Genomic DNA, 15,223 nt, shown 5'->3' with positions numbered 1-15,223 from the left:
GATCAGCGGGCGCCGAGGAGGTGCTCGATGAAGAGCTGCTGCAGCTTCACGAAGCCGAAGCCCTTGCCGTTGAAGTAGGCGTCGGCGTCGAAGTCCTCGTAGGCGGAGCGGTCGGCGCGCAGGGCCTCGTAGCCCTCCCCGCTGTTCAGCGTGGGTTCGTTGATCTCGGAGACGCGCGAGGCGGACAGTGCGGCCTGCACCTCGGGATCCGCGCGGAAGGCCGCGGCGCGTTCCTTGAGCAGGAGGTAGGTCTGCATGTTCGCGGCAGCCGAATCCCAGACGCCGTCCATGTCCTCGGTGCGGCTCGGCTTGTAGTCGAAGTGGCGGGGGCCGTCGTAGGCCGGGCCGCCGTCGGGCCCGCCGTTCTCGAGCAGATCCACGAGCGAGAAGGCGTTCTGCAGGTCGCCGTGGCCGAACACCAGGTCCTGGTCGAACTTGATGCTCCGCTGGCCGTTGAGGTCGATGTGGAACAGCTTGCCCTGGTAGAGCGCCTGCGCGATCCCGTGCGTGAAGTTGAGGCCGGCCATCTGCTCGTGGCCCGTCTCGGGGTTGATGCCGACGAGCTCAGGGCGCTCGAGGGTCTCGATGAAGGCCATCGCGTGGCCGAGCGTGGGCAGCAGGATGTCGCCGCGCGGCTCGTTGGGCTTCGGCTCGATGGCGAAGCGGATGTCGTAGCCCTTGTCGGTGACGTAGTCGCCGAGCAGGTTGACGGCCTCGCGGTAGCGCTCGAGGGCGCCGCGGATGTCCTTGGCGGCGTCGTACTCGCTGCCCTCGCGTCCACCCCACATCACGAACGTCTTCGCGCCGAGCTCCGCGGCGAGATCGATGTTGTCGAGGACCTTGCGCAGGGCGAAACGGCGGACGCCGCGGTCGTTGCTCGTGAAGCCGCCGTCCTTGAAGACGGGGTGGCTGAAGAGGTTCGTGGTGACCATCGGGACGATCAGGCCCGTGGAGTCGAGGGCGCCCTTCAGTCGGTCGATCTGGTTCCGGCGCTCGTCGGCCGACGAACCGAAGGGGAAGAGGTCGTCGTCGTGGAACGTGATGCCGTACGCGCCGAGGTCGCTGAGGCGGTTGACGGCCTCGACGACGTCGAGGGGCGGGCGGGTCGCGGATCCGAACTGGTCCTGGGCTTCCCAGCCCACCGTCCAGAGTCCGAAGGAGAATTTGTCGTCGCGGGTGGGCTCGATCGCCATTGAGTGCTCCAGAGGGTGTGTGACGAATATGTTGTCGTTACAAACATATTAGCTTTTCGCCGGGAGTCAAGCAGCAATCAGGCGTCAGGTCCCGTGTGCCCGAACGCTGGCGCGCTGGACGAGCCGGGTGGACAGCTCGATGCGGGGGCTCTCCACCGCGTCGCCGCGGATCAGCCGGACGAGTGTTCGGGCGGCCAGCGTGCCCATGTCGGAGAGGGGCTGGCGGATGGTCGTCAGGGGAGGGGAGGCCCAGCCGGCTTCGGGCAGGTCGTCGAAGCCCACCACGCTGAGGTCGTCGGGGATGCGCAGTCCCTGCTGGCGCGCGGCCTCGTACACGCCGAGCGCCATCTGGTCGCTCGCCGCGAAGATGGCGCTCGGACGATACGGCAGGGCGAGGAGCGCGGTGCCGGCCCTGAAGCCGGAGGCGTAGTCGAAGTCGCCGTCCTGGACGAGGTCCGGGTCCACGGCGATGCCGGCCGCCTCGAGGCCGGCGCGGTATCCGTCCAGGCGTGCCCGGCTGCACCAGATCCCGGGACGCCCCGCCACGAAGCCGATGCGGCGATGATTCTGCTGGATCAGGTATTCCGTCGCGTTCACGGCGCCGGTCCAGTTCGTCGCGCCGATGGTCGGCACCTCCAGGTCCGGTACCCCGGCGGGATCGATCACCACGATCGGAAGGTGGAGCCGTTGCAGCTCCGCATGGAGGAAGGAGTCGAGGTCCGTCGTGACCAGGATGGCTCCGTCGCTGGGCCGGGCGCCCAGTGTGTCGAGCCACTTGCGGGTCGAGTCCGCGCTGCCGCGGCGGTGGATCGCGGACACCACGACCGAGAGCCCCTCGGTGTTGAGCGCCTCCTCCACCCCCCGGATGATCTCGACCGCCCATGGGCTGTCCAGGTCGTTGAAGACGAGGTCAACCAGCCCGGACGGCGCGGCGACGACGGCGCCACGGCGTCGATAGCCGGACTCACGCAGCAGCGCCTCGACGCGTTCACGGGTGCCGGGGGCGACGTCGGACCTGCCGTTGAGGACGCGGGAGACCGTCGGTACCGAGACGCCGGCGGCGGCTGCGATGGCAGAGATGGTCACCGCGGGTTGGGCATTGTCCTGCACATCGTCCTCCCTGGGAACACCGAAGAGGCAGCAGCGCACCCCCGGGACCGTATTCGACAGCACCCTTGACGTTCCTGGTGCGATGTTCCTAACCTACAGCAACGGCTTTTCCGGAAACTTCCGGAAAATCACGATCACTGTATCGGTAGCCGCACCTCAGGTACCTCGAAGGAGAGCTCATGCAGGTTCGTTCATCCATCGCCGCCGCGGTCCTCGCGTCGGCCATGATTCTTCCCGTCGCAGTTCCCGCCCACGCCGCGTCCCAGCCCTCCCGGTCCCCAGGGATCGAGAAGGGAGTGGAGAAGAGGATCGGGAAAGGAGACGACAAGAAGGACACCCTGCGCTGGGTCGCGCCGAAGGACCTCAGGATCGGCACGGCCGTGGCAGGAGGCGGACACCACGAGACGCAGCCCTACCCCGACCCGTTCACCTTCGACCAGGAGTACCGCGCCCGCCTTGCCGCCGAGTTCAACTCCGTCTCCCCCGAGAACCAGCTCAAGTGGGAGTTCGTCCACCCCGAACAGGGCACCTACCGGTTCGCCGAGATGGACGCGATCGTGCAGTTCGCCCAGGCCAACAAGCAGGTGGTCCGCGGGCACACCCTCTTCTGGCACAGCCAGAACCCGGAGTGGCTCGAGGAAGGCGACTTCACGAAGGAGGAGCTGCGGGCCATCCTGAAGGACCACATCCAGACGGTGGTCGGCCGCTATGCGGGCAAGATCCAGCAATGGGATGTGGCTAACGAGATCTTCAACGACAACGGGACACTGCGCACCACGGACAACATCTGGATCCGTGAGCTGGGCCCGGAGATCATCGCCGATGCGTTCCGCTGGGCCCACGAGGCCGATCCGAAGGCCGCGCTGTTCTTCAACGACTACGGCGTGGAGAGTGTCAACGCGAAGAGCAACGCCTATCTCGAGCTGATCCCGCGCCTGCAGGCCGAGGGCGTACCGGTGGACGGGTTCGCCATCCAGGGGCACCTGAGCACGCGCTACGGCTTCCCGGGCGACCTGCAGGCGAACCTGCAGCGCTTCGACGACCTGGGACTCGAGACCGCGATCACGGAGATCGACGTCCGTATGGACGTCGCAGCAGGGACGGAGCCCACCGACGCGCAGCTCGCCACCCAGGCGAGCTACTACCAGCGGGCCCTCGAGGCCTGCGTCTCGGTCGAGGAGTGCAACTCGTTCACCATCTGGGGCTTCACGGACAAGTACTCGTGGGTCCCGGTCTTCTTCAGCGGCGAGGGCGAAGCCACCGTCATGGAGGACGACTTCACCCGCAAGCCCGCCTACTACGCATTGCAGGACACCCTCGAGCAGGCGTCGCCCGGACGCGGCAACCGCTAGTCCGGAACTGCAGGGCGGGCATGGAGGGGGACCTCGCCCGCCCTGCGCACGCACCCGCACCACCCGCAGCACCCGTGCGTGACCATCGCACCCCCACCGCCGCTTTCCGCGGCTGCTGTCCGGTTCCCGCGGGGGCCGGACGCACGACGAAGGAGAACCATGAGACAACGACGTCTGATCGCAGGCGCCACGGCCTTCGGGCTGATGGCCGGAGCCGGGGCCCTGATGCTCCCGGCCGCGCAGGCCGCCGACCCCGATGAGCCCGCCGTGATCCTCAGTGAGGACTTCGAGGACGGCGATCCCGGCCCCCTCGTGCAGAACGGTGCTGTTACCCTGTCCGTCGTCGAGGACGGCGGCGACAAGGCCCTTTTCGTGACCGGGCGTGCCAACGACTACGACGGCATCAAGACGCCCGCGAACCTGCTGCAGGCGGGCGGCACCTACACGTTCTCCGCGCAGCTGAAGCTGGCGTCCGCACCCGGCACGACGGCCTCGGCCCGCTTCGTCGTGGAACCCGCCTACAGCTGGGTCGGCAACACCACCGTCTCGGCCGACGCCTGGACCACGGTCTCCGGCACCTTCACCGCACCCGCCGGCGCGGATCCCGCCACGCTGCGGGCCTACCTCGGCACCTCGGACCTCGGCGCGCCGTACGACTACCTCGTGGACGACGTCGTGATCACCGGCACGGCGGCATCCGCCGACGGCGGCACCTGGCAACCGACCCCTGACCCCGCGTTCGTCCCGGGCGGTGCGGGCAACCCCACGAGCACACCCGTCGCCGCTGCGCGCGGCACCGGGAACGCGGTCGCCCTCACCTTCGACGACGGCCCCAACCCGGGGGAGACCGACGCCGTGCTCGATCTCCTCCGGGACAGCGGCATCACCGCGACCTTCTGCATCATCGGCCAGAACGTGCAGGCCGAGGGCGGCGCCGACCTGCTGCGCCGGATCGTCGCCGAGGGGCACACGCTCTGCAACCACGGGACGTCCTATGCGGACATGGGCTCGTGGACCCAGGGCCAGGTGGAGACGGACCTCAAGGAGAACCTCCGCATCATCCGCGCCGCCGTCGGCGATCCGGCCCAGCCGGTGCCCTACTTCAGGGCACCGAACGGGAGCTGGGGTGCCACCGGCGAGGTGGCTGCCGCGCTCGGCATGCAGCCGCTCGGGCTCGGCAACGTCATCTTCGACTGGGACGGCAACGATCTCGGCGAGGAGACCCTGACCGCGAACCTCCGCGCAGCCTTCACACCCGGCGCGGTGGTGCTCGCCCACGACGGCGGCGGAGACCGGTCGAACACCGTGGACGCCGTGGCGACGGTCGTCGCCGAGAAATTGGCCGAGGGCTGGACCTTCACGCTCCCGCAGGGCGGGGCGGCAGCTGCGACGGCGGGGATCACCTCCGGGTTCGAGACCGGCACCGACGGGTGGACCGCCCGGGGCGACGGCGTCTCGGTCTCCACCTCGACCGACGCCCGCACCGGGACCGGCAGCCTGCTGGTCACCGGGCGCACGCAGCCCTGGCACGGTGCGGCGCTCGACGTCACGGCGGGCCTTCCCGTCGGCGTCGCCGTCGAGGTGTCGGTGTGGGCGAGGCTCGCGCCCGGGCAGCAGCCGGCCTCCCTCAAGGTCTCGGTGCAGCGCGACAACGGCGGCGGCAGTGCCTACGACGGCGTCGCCGGCGCGGGCGCGTCCGTCACGGCCGACGGCTGGACGGAGCTGAAGGGCACGTACACGCTCGGCGCTGCGGCCGACACGGCGCAGGTCTACGTCGAGGGACCCGTCGGGGTCGACTTCCTGCTCGATGACTTCAGCCTGGCACCGTTCGCCGAGACGCCGATCCAGGCGGAGGTCCCGGCGCTGAAGGACGTGCTCGGCAGCCAGGGGATCGAGCACGTCGGCGTGGCGATCGACGCTCGGGAGACGGTGGGTACCGCAGCAGACCTGCTCCGCAAGCACTACAACGCCTTCACCCCCGAGAACGCCGGGAAGCCGGAGAGCGTGCAGCCGGTGGAGGGGCAGTTCACCTTCACCCAGCTGGACCAGCTGCTCGATTTCGCGGACGCGAACGGCGTCGAGGTGTACGGGCACGTCCTCGCCTGGCACTCCCAGACGCCGGCCTGGTTCTTCAGGGACGGTGACCGGGACCTCACGAACAGCCCGGCGGACCAGGCGCTGCTGAAGACGCGCATGGAGGCCCACATCAAGGGGATCGCCGACCACATCGATGCGCGCTACCCCGACGGTGACAGTCCCATCTGGGCCTGGGACGTGGTGAACGAGGTCATCGCGGACGGCGACACGGCCAACCCCCACGACATGCGGGACAGCCGCTGGTTCCAGGTCCTCGGCGAGGGCTTCGTCGACGAGGCCTTCCGCCTCGCCGACCGGTACTTCCCCGACGCGGAGCTGTTCATCAACGACTACAACACGGAGATGCCCGGGAAGCGCGCCGACTACCTCGACCTCATCGGGGCCCTGCAGGCGCGGTCCGTCCCCATCGACGGCGTGGGACACCAGGCGCACGTCGATGTCGCCCGGCCCGTGCAGTGGCTGGAGGATTCCATCGAGGCCGTCGAGGCACTCGATCCCACCCTCCTGCAGGCGATCACCGAGCTGGACGTCAACGCTTCCACCGAGAACCAGGGCGCCGACGTCAGCGGTGTTCCGGCGGATCCGTACAGTCCCGCCTTCCGGAACGACGCCGATGCCGCTGCGGAGGTCGGCTACTACTACCGGGACCTGTTCGCGATGCTCACGGACCACGCCGACTCGGTGGAGTCCGTGACGTTCTGGGGCATCAGCAATGCGCGCACCTGGCTGCGGACGTGGCCGATGGCACGCCCCTGGGAGCAGCCCCTGCCGTTCGACGACGACCTGCAGGTCACGCCGGCCTACTGGGGCATCGTCGATCCGTCACGGCTGCCGGCCCGCCCGGCCGACGTCCTGCCCCCGCGCATCGCGGACTCCCCGGACGTCACGGCGGTGTCCAACGGCGCCAGCGGGGCGAAGGTGACCTACGCCCCGCCGTCCGCCATCGACACGCTCGACGGCGCCGTACCCCTCGACTGCGCGCCGGCGTCGGGATCCCGCTTCCGCATCGGCACCACGACGGTCACGTGCACCGCGACGGACGAGGCGGGGAACACGCGGACCAGCTCCTTCGACGTCGTCGTGATCCGCAAGGCACCCGGAAAGCCCTGAGCCTGCCCGCCCCGGCACGACGAAGCCCCCGTCCTCCTCGAAGAGGGCGGGGGCTTCGTCGTGGAGCCATTGCCGGCTTCGCCAGGGTGGGCTTCCTCCCACCGGCGGAGGCCGGTCAGCGGGAGGAAGCGTCTCTGCCCAGCGACCGGGGCTGGTCGGTGGGCGGGACGGCGAGGCGGTCCGGGCCGGTCAGGGGGAGGGGCGGCGAGCGGACCAGCCTGCGCGCAGCGACCGTGGCCGGGTCGGTGGGCGGGATGGCGAGGCGGACCGATCTCGCTACGGATGCCCCGTTCCGCGGTGGATCGTTCCGCGGTGGATCGAGCCGCGGATCGGCAGGTGCGTCAGGCGTAGGCGCCGAGCAGCCGCACGGATCCGCCGTCGACGCCCTTGGCGCCCTGCACGTAGTCGGGGCCGTCGGTACTCCCGTTGCCCGCGACCTGCACGCTGCCCATGACCCAGGAGGGCACGCCGGCCGCGGTGAGCTGGGCCAGCGCGGCATCGGCACCGTCGGCGCCGACGATCGCGACCATCCCGACGCCGAGGTTGAGGGTGCGCTCGAGGTCGGGCAGCGGTACGGAGCCGAGCTGCGAGACCAGCGTGAAGACGGCGGGAAGCTCCCAGGTGGAGCGGTCCACCGTGGCTTCGAGCCCCTGGGGCAGCACGCGCGCGAGGTTCGCGGCGAGGCCGCCACCGGTGACGTGGCTGAACCCGTGCACCTGCGCGGCGTCGTTGCGGGCGAGCGCGAGGCAGTCGGCAGCGTAGATCCGCGTGGGCTCCAGCAGTTCCTCACCGAGGGTGCGGCCGAGCTCGGAGACCTGGCGGTCGAGCGCCCAGCCGGCCTGGTTGATGACCCGGCGGACCAGGGAGTAGCCGTTGGAGTGGAGGCCCGAGGACGCCATGCCGATGACGACGTCGCCCGCCCGCACACGCTCCGGCCCCAGGACGCGGTCGGCCTCGACGACGCCGGTCGCCGCACCGGCGACGTCGTACTCGTGCTCACCGAGCAGGCCGGGGTGCTCGGCCGTCTCGCCGCCCACCAGCGCGGTGCCGGCGAGGGAGCAGCCGGCCGCGATGCCGCGGACGATGTCGGCGATCCGCTCCGGGACCACCTTGCCGCAGGCGATGTAGTCGGTCATGAACAGCGGCTCGGCACCCACCACCACGATGTCGTCGACGACCATGCCCACGAGGTCGAACCCGATGGTGTCGTGGATGTCCATGGCCTGCGCGATCGCGACCTTGGTGCCCACGCCGTCCGTCGACGTCGCGAGCAGCGGCCGCGTGTAGGTGAGGAGCCGGGACACGTCGAAGAGCCCGGCGAAGCCGCCCACCCCGCCGATGACCTGCTCGCCGTGCGTGGCCCGCACCGCGTCCTTCATGAGCTCGACGGCGCGGTCACCCGCCTCGACGTCCACTCCGGCACTGGCGTACGTGATGGGGAGGCTCATACCCGTTCCTTCTTGTCTTCGGCGGTCAGGACGGCTTCGAACTCGGCGTCGGGCCCCGGATCGCAGCCGGTGGCACCGGACTTGTCCGCGGGGTCCAGGCGCTCCAGGAGGTTCTTGCCGAGGCGGTCGCCGTCGGGCAGTTCGATGGGGTAGACGCCCGTGAAGCAGGCGGTGCAGAGGCGCTCCCGGGGCTGCTGCGTGGCGTCGATCATGCCGTCCTCGGAGATGTACGCGAGGCTGTCGGCACCGATCGAGGCGCTGATCTCGTCGATCGCCGCGCCGTTGGCGATCAGTTCCGCGCGCGAGGCGAAGTCGATGCCGTAGAAGCACGGCCAGCGCACGGGCGGCGAGGAGATCTTGACGTGGACCTCCGCGGCACCGGCCTCGCGGAGCATGCGGACGACGGCGCGCTGGGTGTTGCCGCGGACGATCGAGTCGTCGACGACGATGATGCGCTTGCCGCGGATGACGGACTCGAGGGCGTTGAGCTTCAGCCGGATGCCGAGCTGGCGCAGCGTCTGGCTGGGCTGGATGAAGGTGCGGCCCACGTAGGCGTTCTTCACGAAACCGTGGGCGAAGGGGATGCCGGACTCCTCGGCGAAGCCGACCGCGGCAGGGGTACCGGACTCGGGGACGGGGATCACGATGTCTCCCGGGGCGGAGTTCTCGCGCGCCAGCTGCCGGCCCATCTCCACGCGGGACTCGTAGACCGACCGGCCCGCGATCGCGGCGTCGGGCCGCGCGAGGTAGACGTATTCGAAGACGCACCCCGCGGCCGTCGGGGTGGCGAAGCGGCTGCTGCGCACGCCGTCCTCGTCGATGGCGATGAACTCGCCGGGCTCGATCTCGCGGATGTAGCTGGCGCCGACGGTGGCGAGCGCCGCCTGCTCGGAGGCGACCACCCAGCCGCGCTCGAGCCGGCCGAGGACGAGGGGCCGGACGCCGTAGGCGTCGCGCGCCGCGTACAGCGTGCCCTCGTCCATGAAGACGAAGCAGAATGCACCGCGGATGCTCGGCAGGAGCTCCATGGCGGTCTCCTCGAGGGAACGGTCGTCATTCCCGCCGAGCAGCGCGGTCACCAGCGCCGTGTCGGTGGTGTTGCCCTGCGCCAGCTCGCCCGCGCGGGGCTTGCCATGACGGTCCAGCACCATCTGGTAGAGCTCCGCGGAATTGGTCAGGTTGCCGTTGTGGGCGAGGGCCACGGTGCCGGCGGCGGTGGCGCCCAGCGTGGGCTGGGCATTGGCCCAGTGGGAGGATCCGGTGGTGGAGTACCGGCAGTGCCCGACGGCGATGTGCCCGGTCAGGGTGTTCAGGGTGGACTCGTCGAAGACCTGGGACACCAGTCCCATGTCCTTGTAGACGTTGATCCGGCGGCCGTCGCTGGTCGCGATGCCCGCGGATTCCTGGCCCCGGTGCTGCAGCGCGTACAGACCGTAGTAGGTGAGTTTGGCGACCTCCTCACCGGGCGCCCAGACGCCGAAGACGCCGCAGGCATCCTGGGGTCCTTTTTCGCCGGGGAGAAGATCGTGGGAGAGTTGTCCGTCGCCGCGCACCATGGGCTCATTCTCTCACGGCACGCAATGGCACCCGCGCGGTGGGAAGGGGGCGTACGGCCTCAGGCGCCGTCGTCGTAGGTGCGCTGGGCGCGTGCCCGTTCCGCCCGCTTGACGCTGCGGCGATCGACGACCAGCACCAGGAGTGCCGCCAGGAGCACCCCCGGCAGGGCGAACGCGATGGTGAAGAAGCCGAGGATCGATTCGCGCGTCAGCGTGGGGTCGACCGGTCCCGTGTAGGCGACCACGAGGGCCGCCAGGAATCCGAGGATCGCCCCGACCGCCATGAAGGGCACGAACTTCGGCGCCCTGCGGACGGTGACCTCACGGTAGTCGGGGGAACCGGGGGCTGCGGGCGAGTGCGCGGATCCGGGCGAGTCCGCGGATCCGGGCGAGGCCGTGGCACCGGACGCTCCATCGGGCTGCACGACCGGCGTCGCCTCGCGGTCGGCCGGGGTCGGCTGCCCGTCCGTCGGCACGGCACCGCGGGTCTCGGGCTGCTCTGGGGTGCCGTGCGGCGAGGGGTCGGAGGTCATGCGTCAAGGCTAGCGGGCGTCAGCGCTGCCGCTCGACGAGCTGGTAGCCGGCCTCGTCGAAGACCGTCGTGTAGTCGGCGCCGGGATAGTGCTGCTCCGCGTGGGCCTCGGCATCGGCCGGCCGTACAGGACCCCAGCTCCAGTCCTCCGCGTCGACGATCAGGTAGTCCGGTGCCGGATTGGTGTTGCCGAGCCAGTACACCCGGGTGTCCGGGACGAGGTAGGCCATGAGGACCACGCCGGACTCGACCGTCGCGCCGCGGGGGATGAGGTTCATCATGCGGTGCGCCGGATCCCACCGCTCCGACTGCCGATAGGTGGCCGGCTCGGCGAGCACGGCGAACTTCTGCGTGGGCAGCAGGACCAGGGAGGCCGCGACGGCACCGGGGACACCGATGAGTGCGATCGCCCGGACCCATCCGCGCCTGCTCCTGCGCAGCGTGTGCACGGCGTCGACGAGTGCCAGGAACAGGACCGGCATGAGGACGGCGCTGTAGTGCCACTCCGGCCCCCAGTAGCCCTCCTGGCCCGAGGCGAACCTCCACAGCAGGGTGGGGAGCAGGACCAGGCTCAGCGAGGACCGCAGGACCACGAAGCCACCCGCGAGGAGGAGCAGCAGGAGCGTCTCGTGCTTGGGCGCGCCGGACACGAGGTCGACGACGGCGCCGGCGGGATCGGCGATCATCCCGCCGACGTCGATCCGGTCCGAGTAGTCGTACTGGCCCGTCGCGTTCAGTGCGGGCAGGATCAGGCGGACCGAGATGATCAGCCACAGCGCACCCCAGACCGAGAGCCAGAGCCCTGCCGCCGTCCGCAGGCGCCACGCGACGACGAGCCCCAGTGCGATCACCGTCAGGCCCAGATCCTCCTTGACGAAGACCAGGGCACCGCCCCAGAGGACGGCCGGCAGCACGCGTCGCCGCAGCAGCGCCTCGAGGCCGAGGGCGAGGAGCGGCACGGCGACGGCGATCTCGTGGAACTGGGCGGCGACGGCCGACTGCAGGCCCCAGGACAGGGCATACGCGACGCCCACGGCCATGCCTGCGAGAGGGGAGACGAGGCGCATGCCGGCCCGGGTGACCACGGCGACGGAGAGCCCGAACAGGAGGTTCTGCACAATCAGCAGGGTGAGGCCCGACGGCGCCAGGGCGTAGGCGGGAGCGAGGAGCACGAGGAGGGGGTGGAAATGGTCCCCGAGGAGGTTGAACCCCTCGCCCTTGATCGGCACGATCGGTGCGTCGAGGCCCGCGTACGCCTTCGCGAGCTGCGTGAAGATCCCGAGGTCCCATGACGGCGAGTCGAGCAGGTTCCACTGGGTGACGGAGAAGACGCTGTAGACGACGGCGGCGGCCAGGCCGATGAGCCAGGCTCCGGGGGGCTGGCGGCGCACGGCGGCGACGACGGCGGTCCGGACGCCGCGGAGTCGGTCCAGGGGGCCGCCCGCCGCCGAGGCGTTCCGTCCGGCGATCGCGCCGGTCGGCGTGGCGCGTCCCGCGGTGGACGCCGTCGGGCGCCGGTCCTGCGTGTCGGGGCCCGTGCCCCCGCCCTGCGCCGAAATGCTCATGCCCGGCGCCCGAAGAGCGGCAGCCACGCGCTCAGGTCTGCGCGCTGCCCCGACGCCGCGACCTTCCCGGCGGCGACGGCCTCGGGCCAGGTGACCGTCCCGCCCACGAGGGCGAGCCAGGTGGTGGCGTCGGTCTCGACGACGTTGGGCGGGGTCCCCCGAGTGTGGCGGGGGCCGGCGACGCACTGAGTCACGCCGAACGGCGGCACGCGGACCTCGACGCTGTTGCCGGGAGCCAGCTCGGCGAGCTCCTCGAGCGTGAAGCGCACCGCCATGGCGAGCTCCGGCCTGCCGCCCGCCCCCGCCGCAACGGAGGCGAGGGCGTCCCGTCCGTCCTCGCTCGTGATGCGTCGTCGTGCCATGGTCCGGGAGCCCTAGTCGAGGAGAGCCATGACCGGGGCCGCGAGGCGCAGGCTGCCGACGGGCCGTCCTCCACCGAAGACCGGCGGGACGACCTTCTCGAGCACCGCGCCCACCTTCTCGGCGTCGATGGCTCCCGAGGCGGCGAACAGCGTCAGGCCCACCAGGGTCGCGGCGCGGTTGTTGCCGTCCAGGACCTTCAGGGCCAGCGACGCGCCCGTGCGCGCTCCGAGGACGAGGACTCCCTCGGCCCCGCTCTTGGCGACGACTCCGAGGTCCTCCATGACCACGGAGTTCTCCATACCCTCGCCGTGGACCGCCCAGGGGTAGTCGAGCATGGCCGTCGCGATCGTCGCGGCGCGGGCATCGGCGTGCTTGTCCGACGGTGCCCGTGACACCTTCCCGATCCCGCGGGCGAGCCCGGTCAGTGAGACCGCGGCCACGGGAGCGCCGCAGCCGTCCACGCCCCAGGCCGCGACGGACTCCTCGGTGTACTCCTCGATGACCGAGGCCACGGAGCGCTGAAGCGGGTGGGAGGGCTCGAGGTAGGTGGAGGTGTCCCAGCCGTTCTCGGTGCAGGCCCACAGGAAGGCCGCGTGCTTGCCCGAGCAGTTGAAGGCGATGCGCTGCTTGCCTTTCCCCGCACGGACGAGGTCGTTGCGGGCCTGCTCGTCCTGCGGCCAGTCCTCGGGGCACTGCAGGTGGTCCTCGGTCACCCCGGCAGCGTCGAGCATGGTACGCACCACGTCCATGTGCTCGTTGCTCGCGACATGGCTCGCGGCGGCGAGGGCCACCTGCGGGCCACGCAGCGGGACGCCCGCCTTCATGCTCGCGAGGGCCTGGAACGGCTTGAGCGTCGACCGCGGGAAGATCGGGCTGGTGATGTCCCCGAGCTCCGTCACCACGGAGCCGTCCGCAGCGAGGACGACGGCGGCCCCCACGTGGCGGGATTCGATGAAGCCGTTGCGTTCGAGGACGGCGAAGTCCACGGCGTCAGCCGTAGTGAAGGTGGAGGGCATGATCCCAGTATTCCCTATCGCTCCGGCCGGTCGGCGGAGTCCGCCGGGCACAACTGCGCCCACCGGAGAGAACGGGTCATCCGGTGGGCGCAGATCGTGTGGAGCGCCGTGCTCCTGGCTCATGGGTGCCCGGTGGCCTAGGTGACGGTGAACTGGACCGACTGCCACCCGGACGCGCCGTTCGGTACCGTATCGGCGCGCTCCTCGGTCTGCAGGCCGTCCACGGCGTCCGTGGCCCGCGCCTTGACGGTGTGCAGCCCCGATTCGAGCGTGAGTTCGTGCGACCACTGACGCCAGGTGTCCACCGACGCCTCGTCAGCGAGGGTCACTTCCTCCCAGGCTCCGTTGTCGACGGACACCTCGACCTTCGTGATCCCCCGCTGCTGGGACCAGGCGACACCACCGATCATGACGGTGCCGGGCTCGAAGGAGGCGAAGGACTGCGGGACCTCGACACGCGCCATGGTCTTGATGGGTCCCATCTCGGACCAGCCGCGGTCGGTCCAGTAGGCCGTGCGGTCCGCGAAGCGGGTGACCTCGAGGTCGACGACCCACTTGGTCGCCGAGACGTAGCCGTAGAGGCCGGGGACCACCATGCGGACGGGGAAGCCGTGCTCCACGGGCAGGGGCTCGCCGTTCATGGCGACGGCCAGCATGGCGTCGCGGTCGTCCTGGAGAACGGGCAGGGGAGTGGACGCACTGAAGCCGTCGGAACTGGTGGAGAGCACCATGTCCGCACCGTCGAGCGGCCTGGCCCGGGCGAGGACCTCGCGGAGCGGGTAGCCGAGCCACTTCGCGTTGCCGGCGAGATAGCCACCCACCGGATTCGACACGCAGGTGAGGGTGACATGGCGCTCGATCAGGTCGGCGTCCAGGAGGTCCTGGAACGTGAGCTCGAACTCCTCCTCCACCATGCCGTGCACGCGGAGCACCCAGTCGTCGGTGGTGAGCTGGGGCACGCTCAACGCGGTGTCGATCCGGTAGAAGTCGCCGTTCGGGGTGACGAAGGGTGTCACGCCCTCCACGGGCGACTGGACACCGGCCGGCAGCGCGGGCGCAGCGCTCGCGGGAGCGGGGAACTGCAGCCCGTCCCGCACTGCTGCGATGTTGTTGCGGGCGCCGGAGAGCAGCCGCCCGCCACCGGCCGCCGCAGCGGCGACCACCGCGGTGATGCCGGCTGCAGCGAAGAAGCCGCGGCGCGACGTGCTGCCGGTTGTGCCGCCGGTCGTGGGACGTGCTGCGGTCGCGACGGAACCCCGGGCGCCGTCGTGCTCGGGTGAGACCTCGCGGGCCTCCGTCACGGTGACTCCGTCGCTCCGCGAGGAGGCCCGGCTGTCGGTGCCGGCCACGTCCGCACCGACCGTCGATGCGGCGGGAGCCTCGGCGTGGCGGAGCCGGGCGATCAGCCAGCGGAGCGCCAGCAGGCCCGCGGCCGTGCCGACCACCGTGGGGACGGCATCCGGGAGCGAGGCTCCGGCCCGGGTGAGGACACAGGCGATGATGATCGCGCCCATGAAGGCCACGCCGGCGACCCCGAGGGCCCACCTGCGGAAGGCGAGGATACCGAGCACCGCGGCCAGCACCGTGATGGTGACGCCCATGCCGACCAGCAGCGCCAGCTTGTCATTGGTCCCGAAGGTCTCGATCGCGAAATCCTTCATCCACGGCGGCGTGAAGTCGATGAAGGTGGACCCCATCGCGATGACGGGGGTGGCGCTGGCTCGGAAGAAGGCTCCGACGAGTTCGGCGACACCGAGCACCACGCCGGCCGCGATGATGCCGGCTAGCGCGGCGAGGAGGGAGAGGCCGCGGCGGGGCTTGGTGGAGTTGCTCATGCGAAGTATTCGGAGAGGGCGCTGGACAGTATGGGTAGGCGGGCCT

11 protein-coding genes are annotated in these 15,223 nt (G+C 70.6%); 2 read left to right on the top strand and 9 right to left on the bottom strand.

The window, feature by feature from the left end; genetic code table 11:
- Nucleotides 1-2 precede the first annotated feature (2 nt).
- Complete coding sequence (xylA, locus tag FNH21_RS05255; protein WP_152812798.1) at nt 3-1,193, bottom strand: xylose isomerase; 1,191 nt, start codon at nt 1,191-1,193, stop codon at nt 3-5.
- 84 nt (nt 1,194-1,277) lie between these two features.
- Nucleotides 1,278-2,279 carry a LacI family DNA-binding transcriptional regulator gene (locus tag FNH21_RS05250; RefSeq protein WP_338403159.1) on the bottom strand — a complete coding sequence of 334 codons (1,002 nt, stop codon included), beginning with the start codon at nt 2,277-2,279 and terminating at the stop codon, nt 1,278-1,280.
- A gap of 203 nt (nt 2,280-2,482) precedes the next feature.
- On the opposite strand from FNH21_RS05250, the gene FNH21_RS05245 reads away from it, so the two are divergent.
- Both FNH21_RS05245 and FNH21_RS05240 read left to right on the top strand, forming a co-directional pair.
- A complete protein-coding gene (locus FNH21_RS05245; protein WP_152812797.1) occupies nt 2,483-3,655 on the top strand; it encodes an endo-1,4-beta-xylanase in 1,173 nt (390 codons plus the stop codon).
- A gap of 159 nt (nt 3,656-3,814) precedes the next feature.
- Nucleotides 3,815-6,862 carry an endo-1,4-beta-xylanase gene (locus FNH21_RS05240; protein ID WP_191931637.1) on the top strand — a complete coding sequence of 1,016 codons (3,048 nt, stop codon included), beginning with the start codon at nt 3,815-3,817 and terminating at the stop codon, nt 6,860-6,862.
- Nucleotides 6,863-7,203: 341 nt separating this feature from the next.
- Here the strand turns inward: FNH21_RS05240 and purM are convergent, their stop codons facing one another.
- From purM to FNH21_RS05205, 7 genes are all read right to left on the bottom strand, one after another.
- Complete coding sequence (gene purM, locus FNH21_RS05235) at nt 7,204-8,310, bottom strand: phosphoribosylformylglycinamidine cyclo-ligase (protein ID WP_152812795.1); 1,107 nt, start codon at nt 8,308-8,310, stop codon at nt 7,204-7,206.
- Nucleotides 8,307-9,866 (bottom strand): amidophosphoribosyltransferase, encoded by a 1,560-nt coding sequence (gene purF, locus FNH21_RS05230; RefSeq protein WP_152812793.1) that lies wholly within the window; start codon nt 9,864-9,866, stop codon nt 8,307-8,309. The genes purM and purF overlap by 4 nt, the downstream gene beginning before the upstream one ends.
- Nucleotides 9,867-9,925: 59 nt before the next feature.
- Nucleotides 9,926-10,399: a hypothetical protein gene (locus tag FNH21_RS05225; protein WP_191931636.1), complete on the bottom strand. Its 474-nt coding sequence runs from the start codon at nt 10,397-10,399 to the stop codon at nt 9,926-9,928.
- 19 nt (nt 10,400-10,418) lie between these two features.
- On the bottom strand, nt 10,419-11,963 hold the full coding sequence (locus tag FNH21_RS05220) for a DUF2079 domain-containing protein (protein ID WP_152812791.1): 1,545 nt from the start codon (nt 11,961-11,963) through the stop codon (nt 10,419-10,421).
- Nucleotides 11,960-12,325, bottom strand: coding sequence for a sterol carrier family protein (locus FNH21_RS05215; RefSeq protein ID WP_152812789.1), 366 nt, complete (start codon nt 12,323-12,325; stop codon nt 11,960-11,962). The genes FNH21_RS05220 and FNH21_RS05215 overlap by 4 nt, the downstream gene beginning before the upstream one ends.
- Nucleotides 12,326-12,337: 12 nt before the next feature.
- Nucleotides 12,338-13,342, bottom strand: a complete 1,005-nt coding sequence (locus FNH21_RS05210; protein ID WP_152812787.1) for an asparaginase — start codon at nt 13,340-13,342, stop codon at nt 12,338-12,340.
- Nucleotides 13,343-13,479: 137 nt separating this feature from the next.
- On the bottom strand, nt 13,480-15,177 hold the full coding sequence (locus FNH21_RS05205) for a molybdopterin-dependent oxidoreductase (RefSeq protein ID WP_152812786.1): 1,698 nt from the start codon (nt 15,175-15,177) through the stop codon (nt 13,480-13,482).
- Nucleotides 15,178-15,223 lie beyond the last annotated feature (46 nt).

It is taken from the genome of Arthrobacter bussei (assembly GCF_009377195.2).
GTDB lineage: Bacteria > Actinomycetota > Actinomycetes > Actinomycetales > Micrococcaceae > Arthrobacter_D > Arthrobacter_D bussei.
Note: the sequence above shows the minus strand (reverse complement) of the source record. Positions and strands in the feature narration are given on the sequence as shown.

What these genes read in the sequence shown, in the direction of transcription:
- xylA (WP_152812798.1), bottom strand. Translation starts at nt 1,193, where the DNA reads ATGGCGATCGAGCCCACCCGCGACGACAAATTCTCCTTCGGACTCTGG.
- FNH21_RS05245 (WP_152812797.1), top strand. Translation starts at nt 2,483, where the DNA reads ATGCAGGTTCGTTCATCCATCGCCGCCGCGGTCCTCGCGTCGGCCATG.
- FNH21_RS05240 (WP_191931637.1), top strand. Translation starts at nt 3,815, where the DNA reads ATGAGACAACGACGTCTGATCGCAGGCGCCACGGCCTTCGGGCTGATG.
- purM (WP_152812795.1), bottom strand. Translation starts at nt 8,310, where the DNA reads ATGAGCCTCCCCATCACGTACGCCAGTGCCGGAGTGGACGTCGAGGCG.
- purF (WP_152812793.1), bottom strand. Translation starts at nt 9,866, where the DNA reads ATGGTGCGCGGCGACGGACAACTCTCCCACGATCTTCTCCCCGGCGAA.
- FNH21_RS05225 (WP_191931636.1), bottom strand. Translation starts at nt 10,399, where the DNA reads ATGACCTCCGACCCCTCGCCGCACGGCACCCCAGAGCAGCCCGAGACC.
- FNH21_RS05220 (WP_152812791.1), bottom strand. Translation starts at nt 11,963, where the DNA reads ATGAGCATTTCGGCGCAGGGCGGGGGCACGGGCCCCGACACGCAGGAC.
- FNH21_RS05215 (WP_152812789.1), bottom strand. Translation starts at nt 12,325, where the DNA reads ATGGCACGACGACGCATCACGAGCGAGGACGGACGGGACGCCCTCGCC.
- FNH21_RS05210 (WP_152812787.1), bottom strand. Translation starts at nt 13,342, where the DNA reads ATGCCCTCCACCTTCACTACGGCTGACGCCGTGGACTTCGCCGTCCTC.
- FNH21_RS05205 (WP_152812786.1), bottom strand. Translation starts at nt 15,177, where the DNA reads ATGAGCAACTCCACCAAGCCCCGCCGCGGCCTCTCCCTCCTCGCCGCG.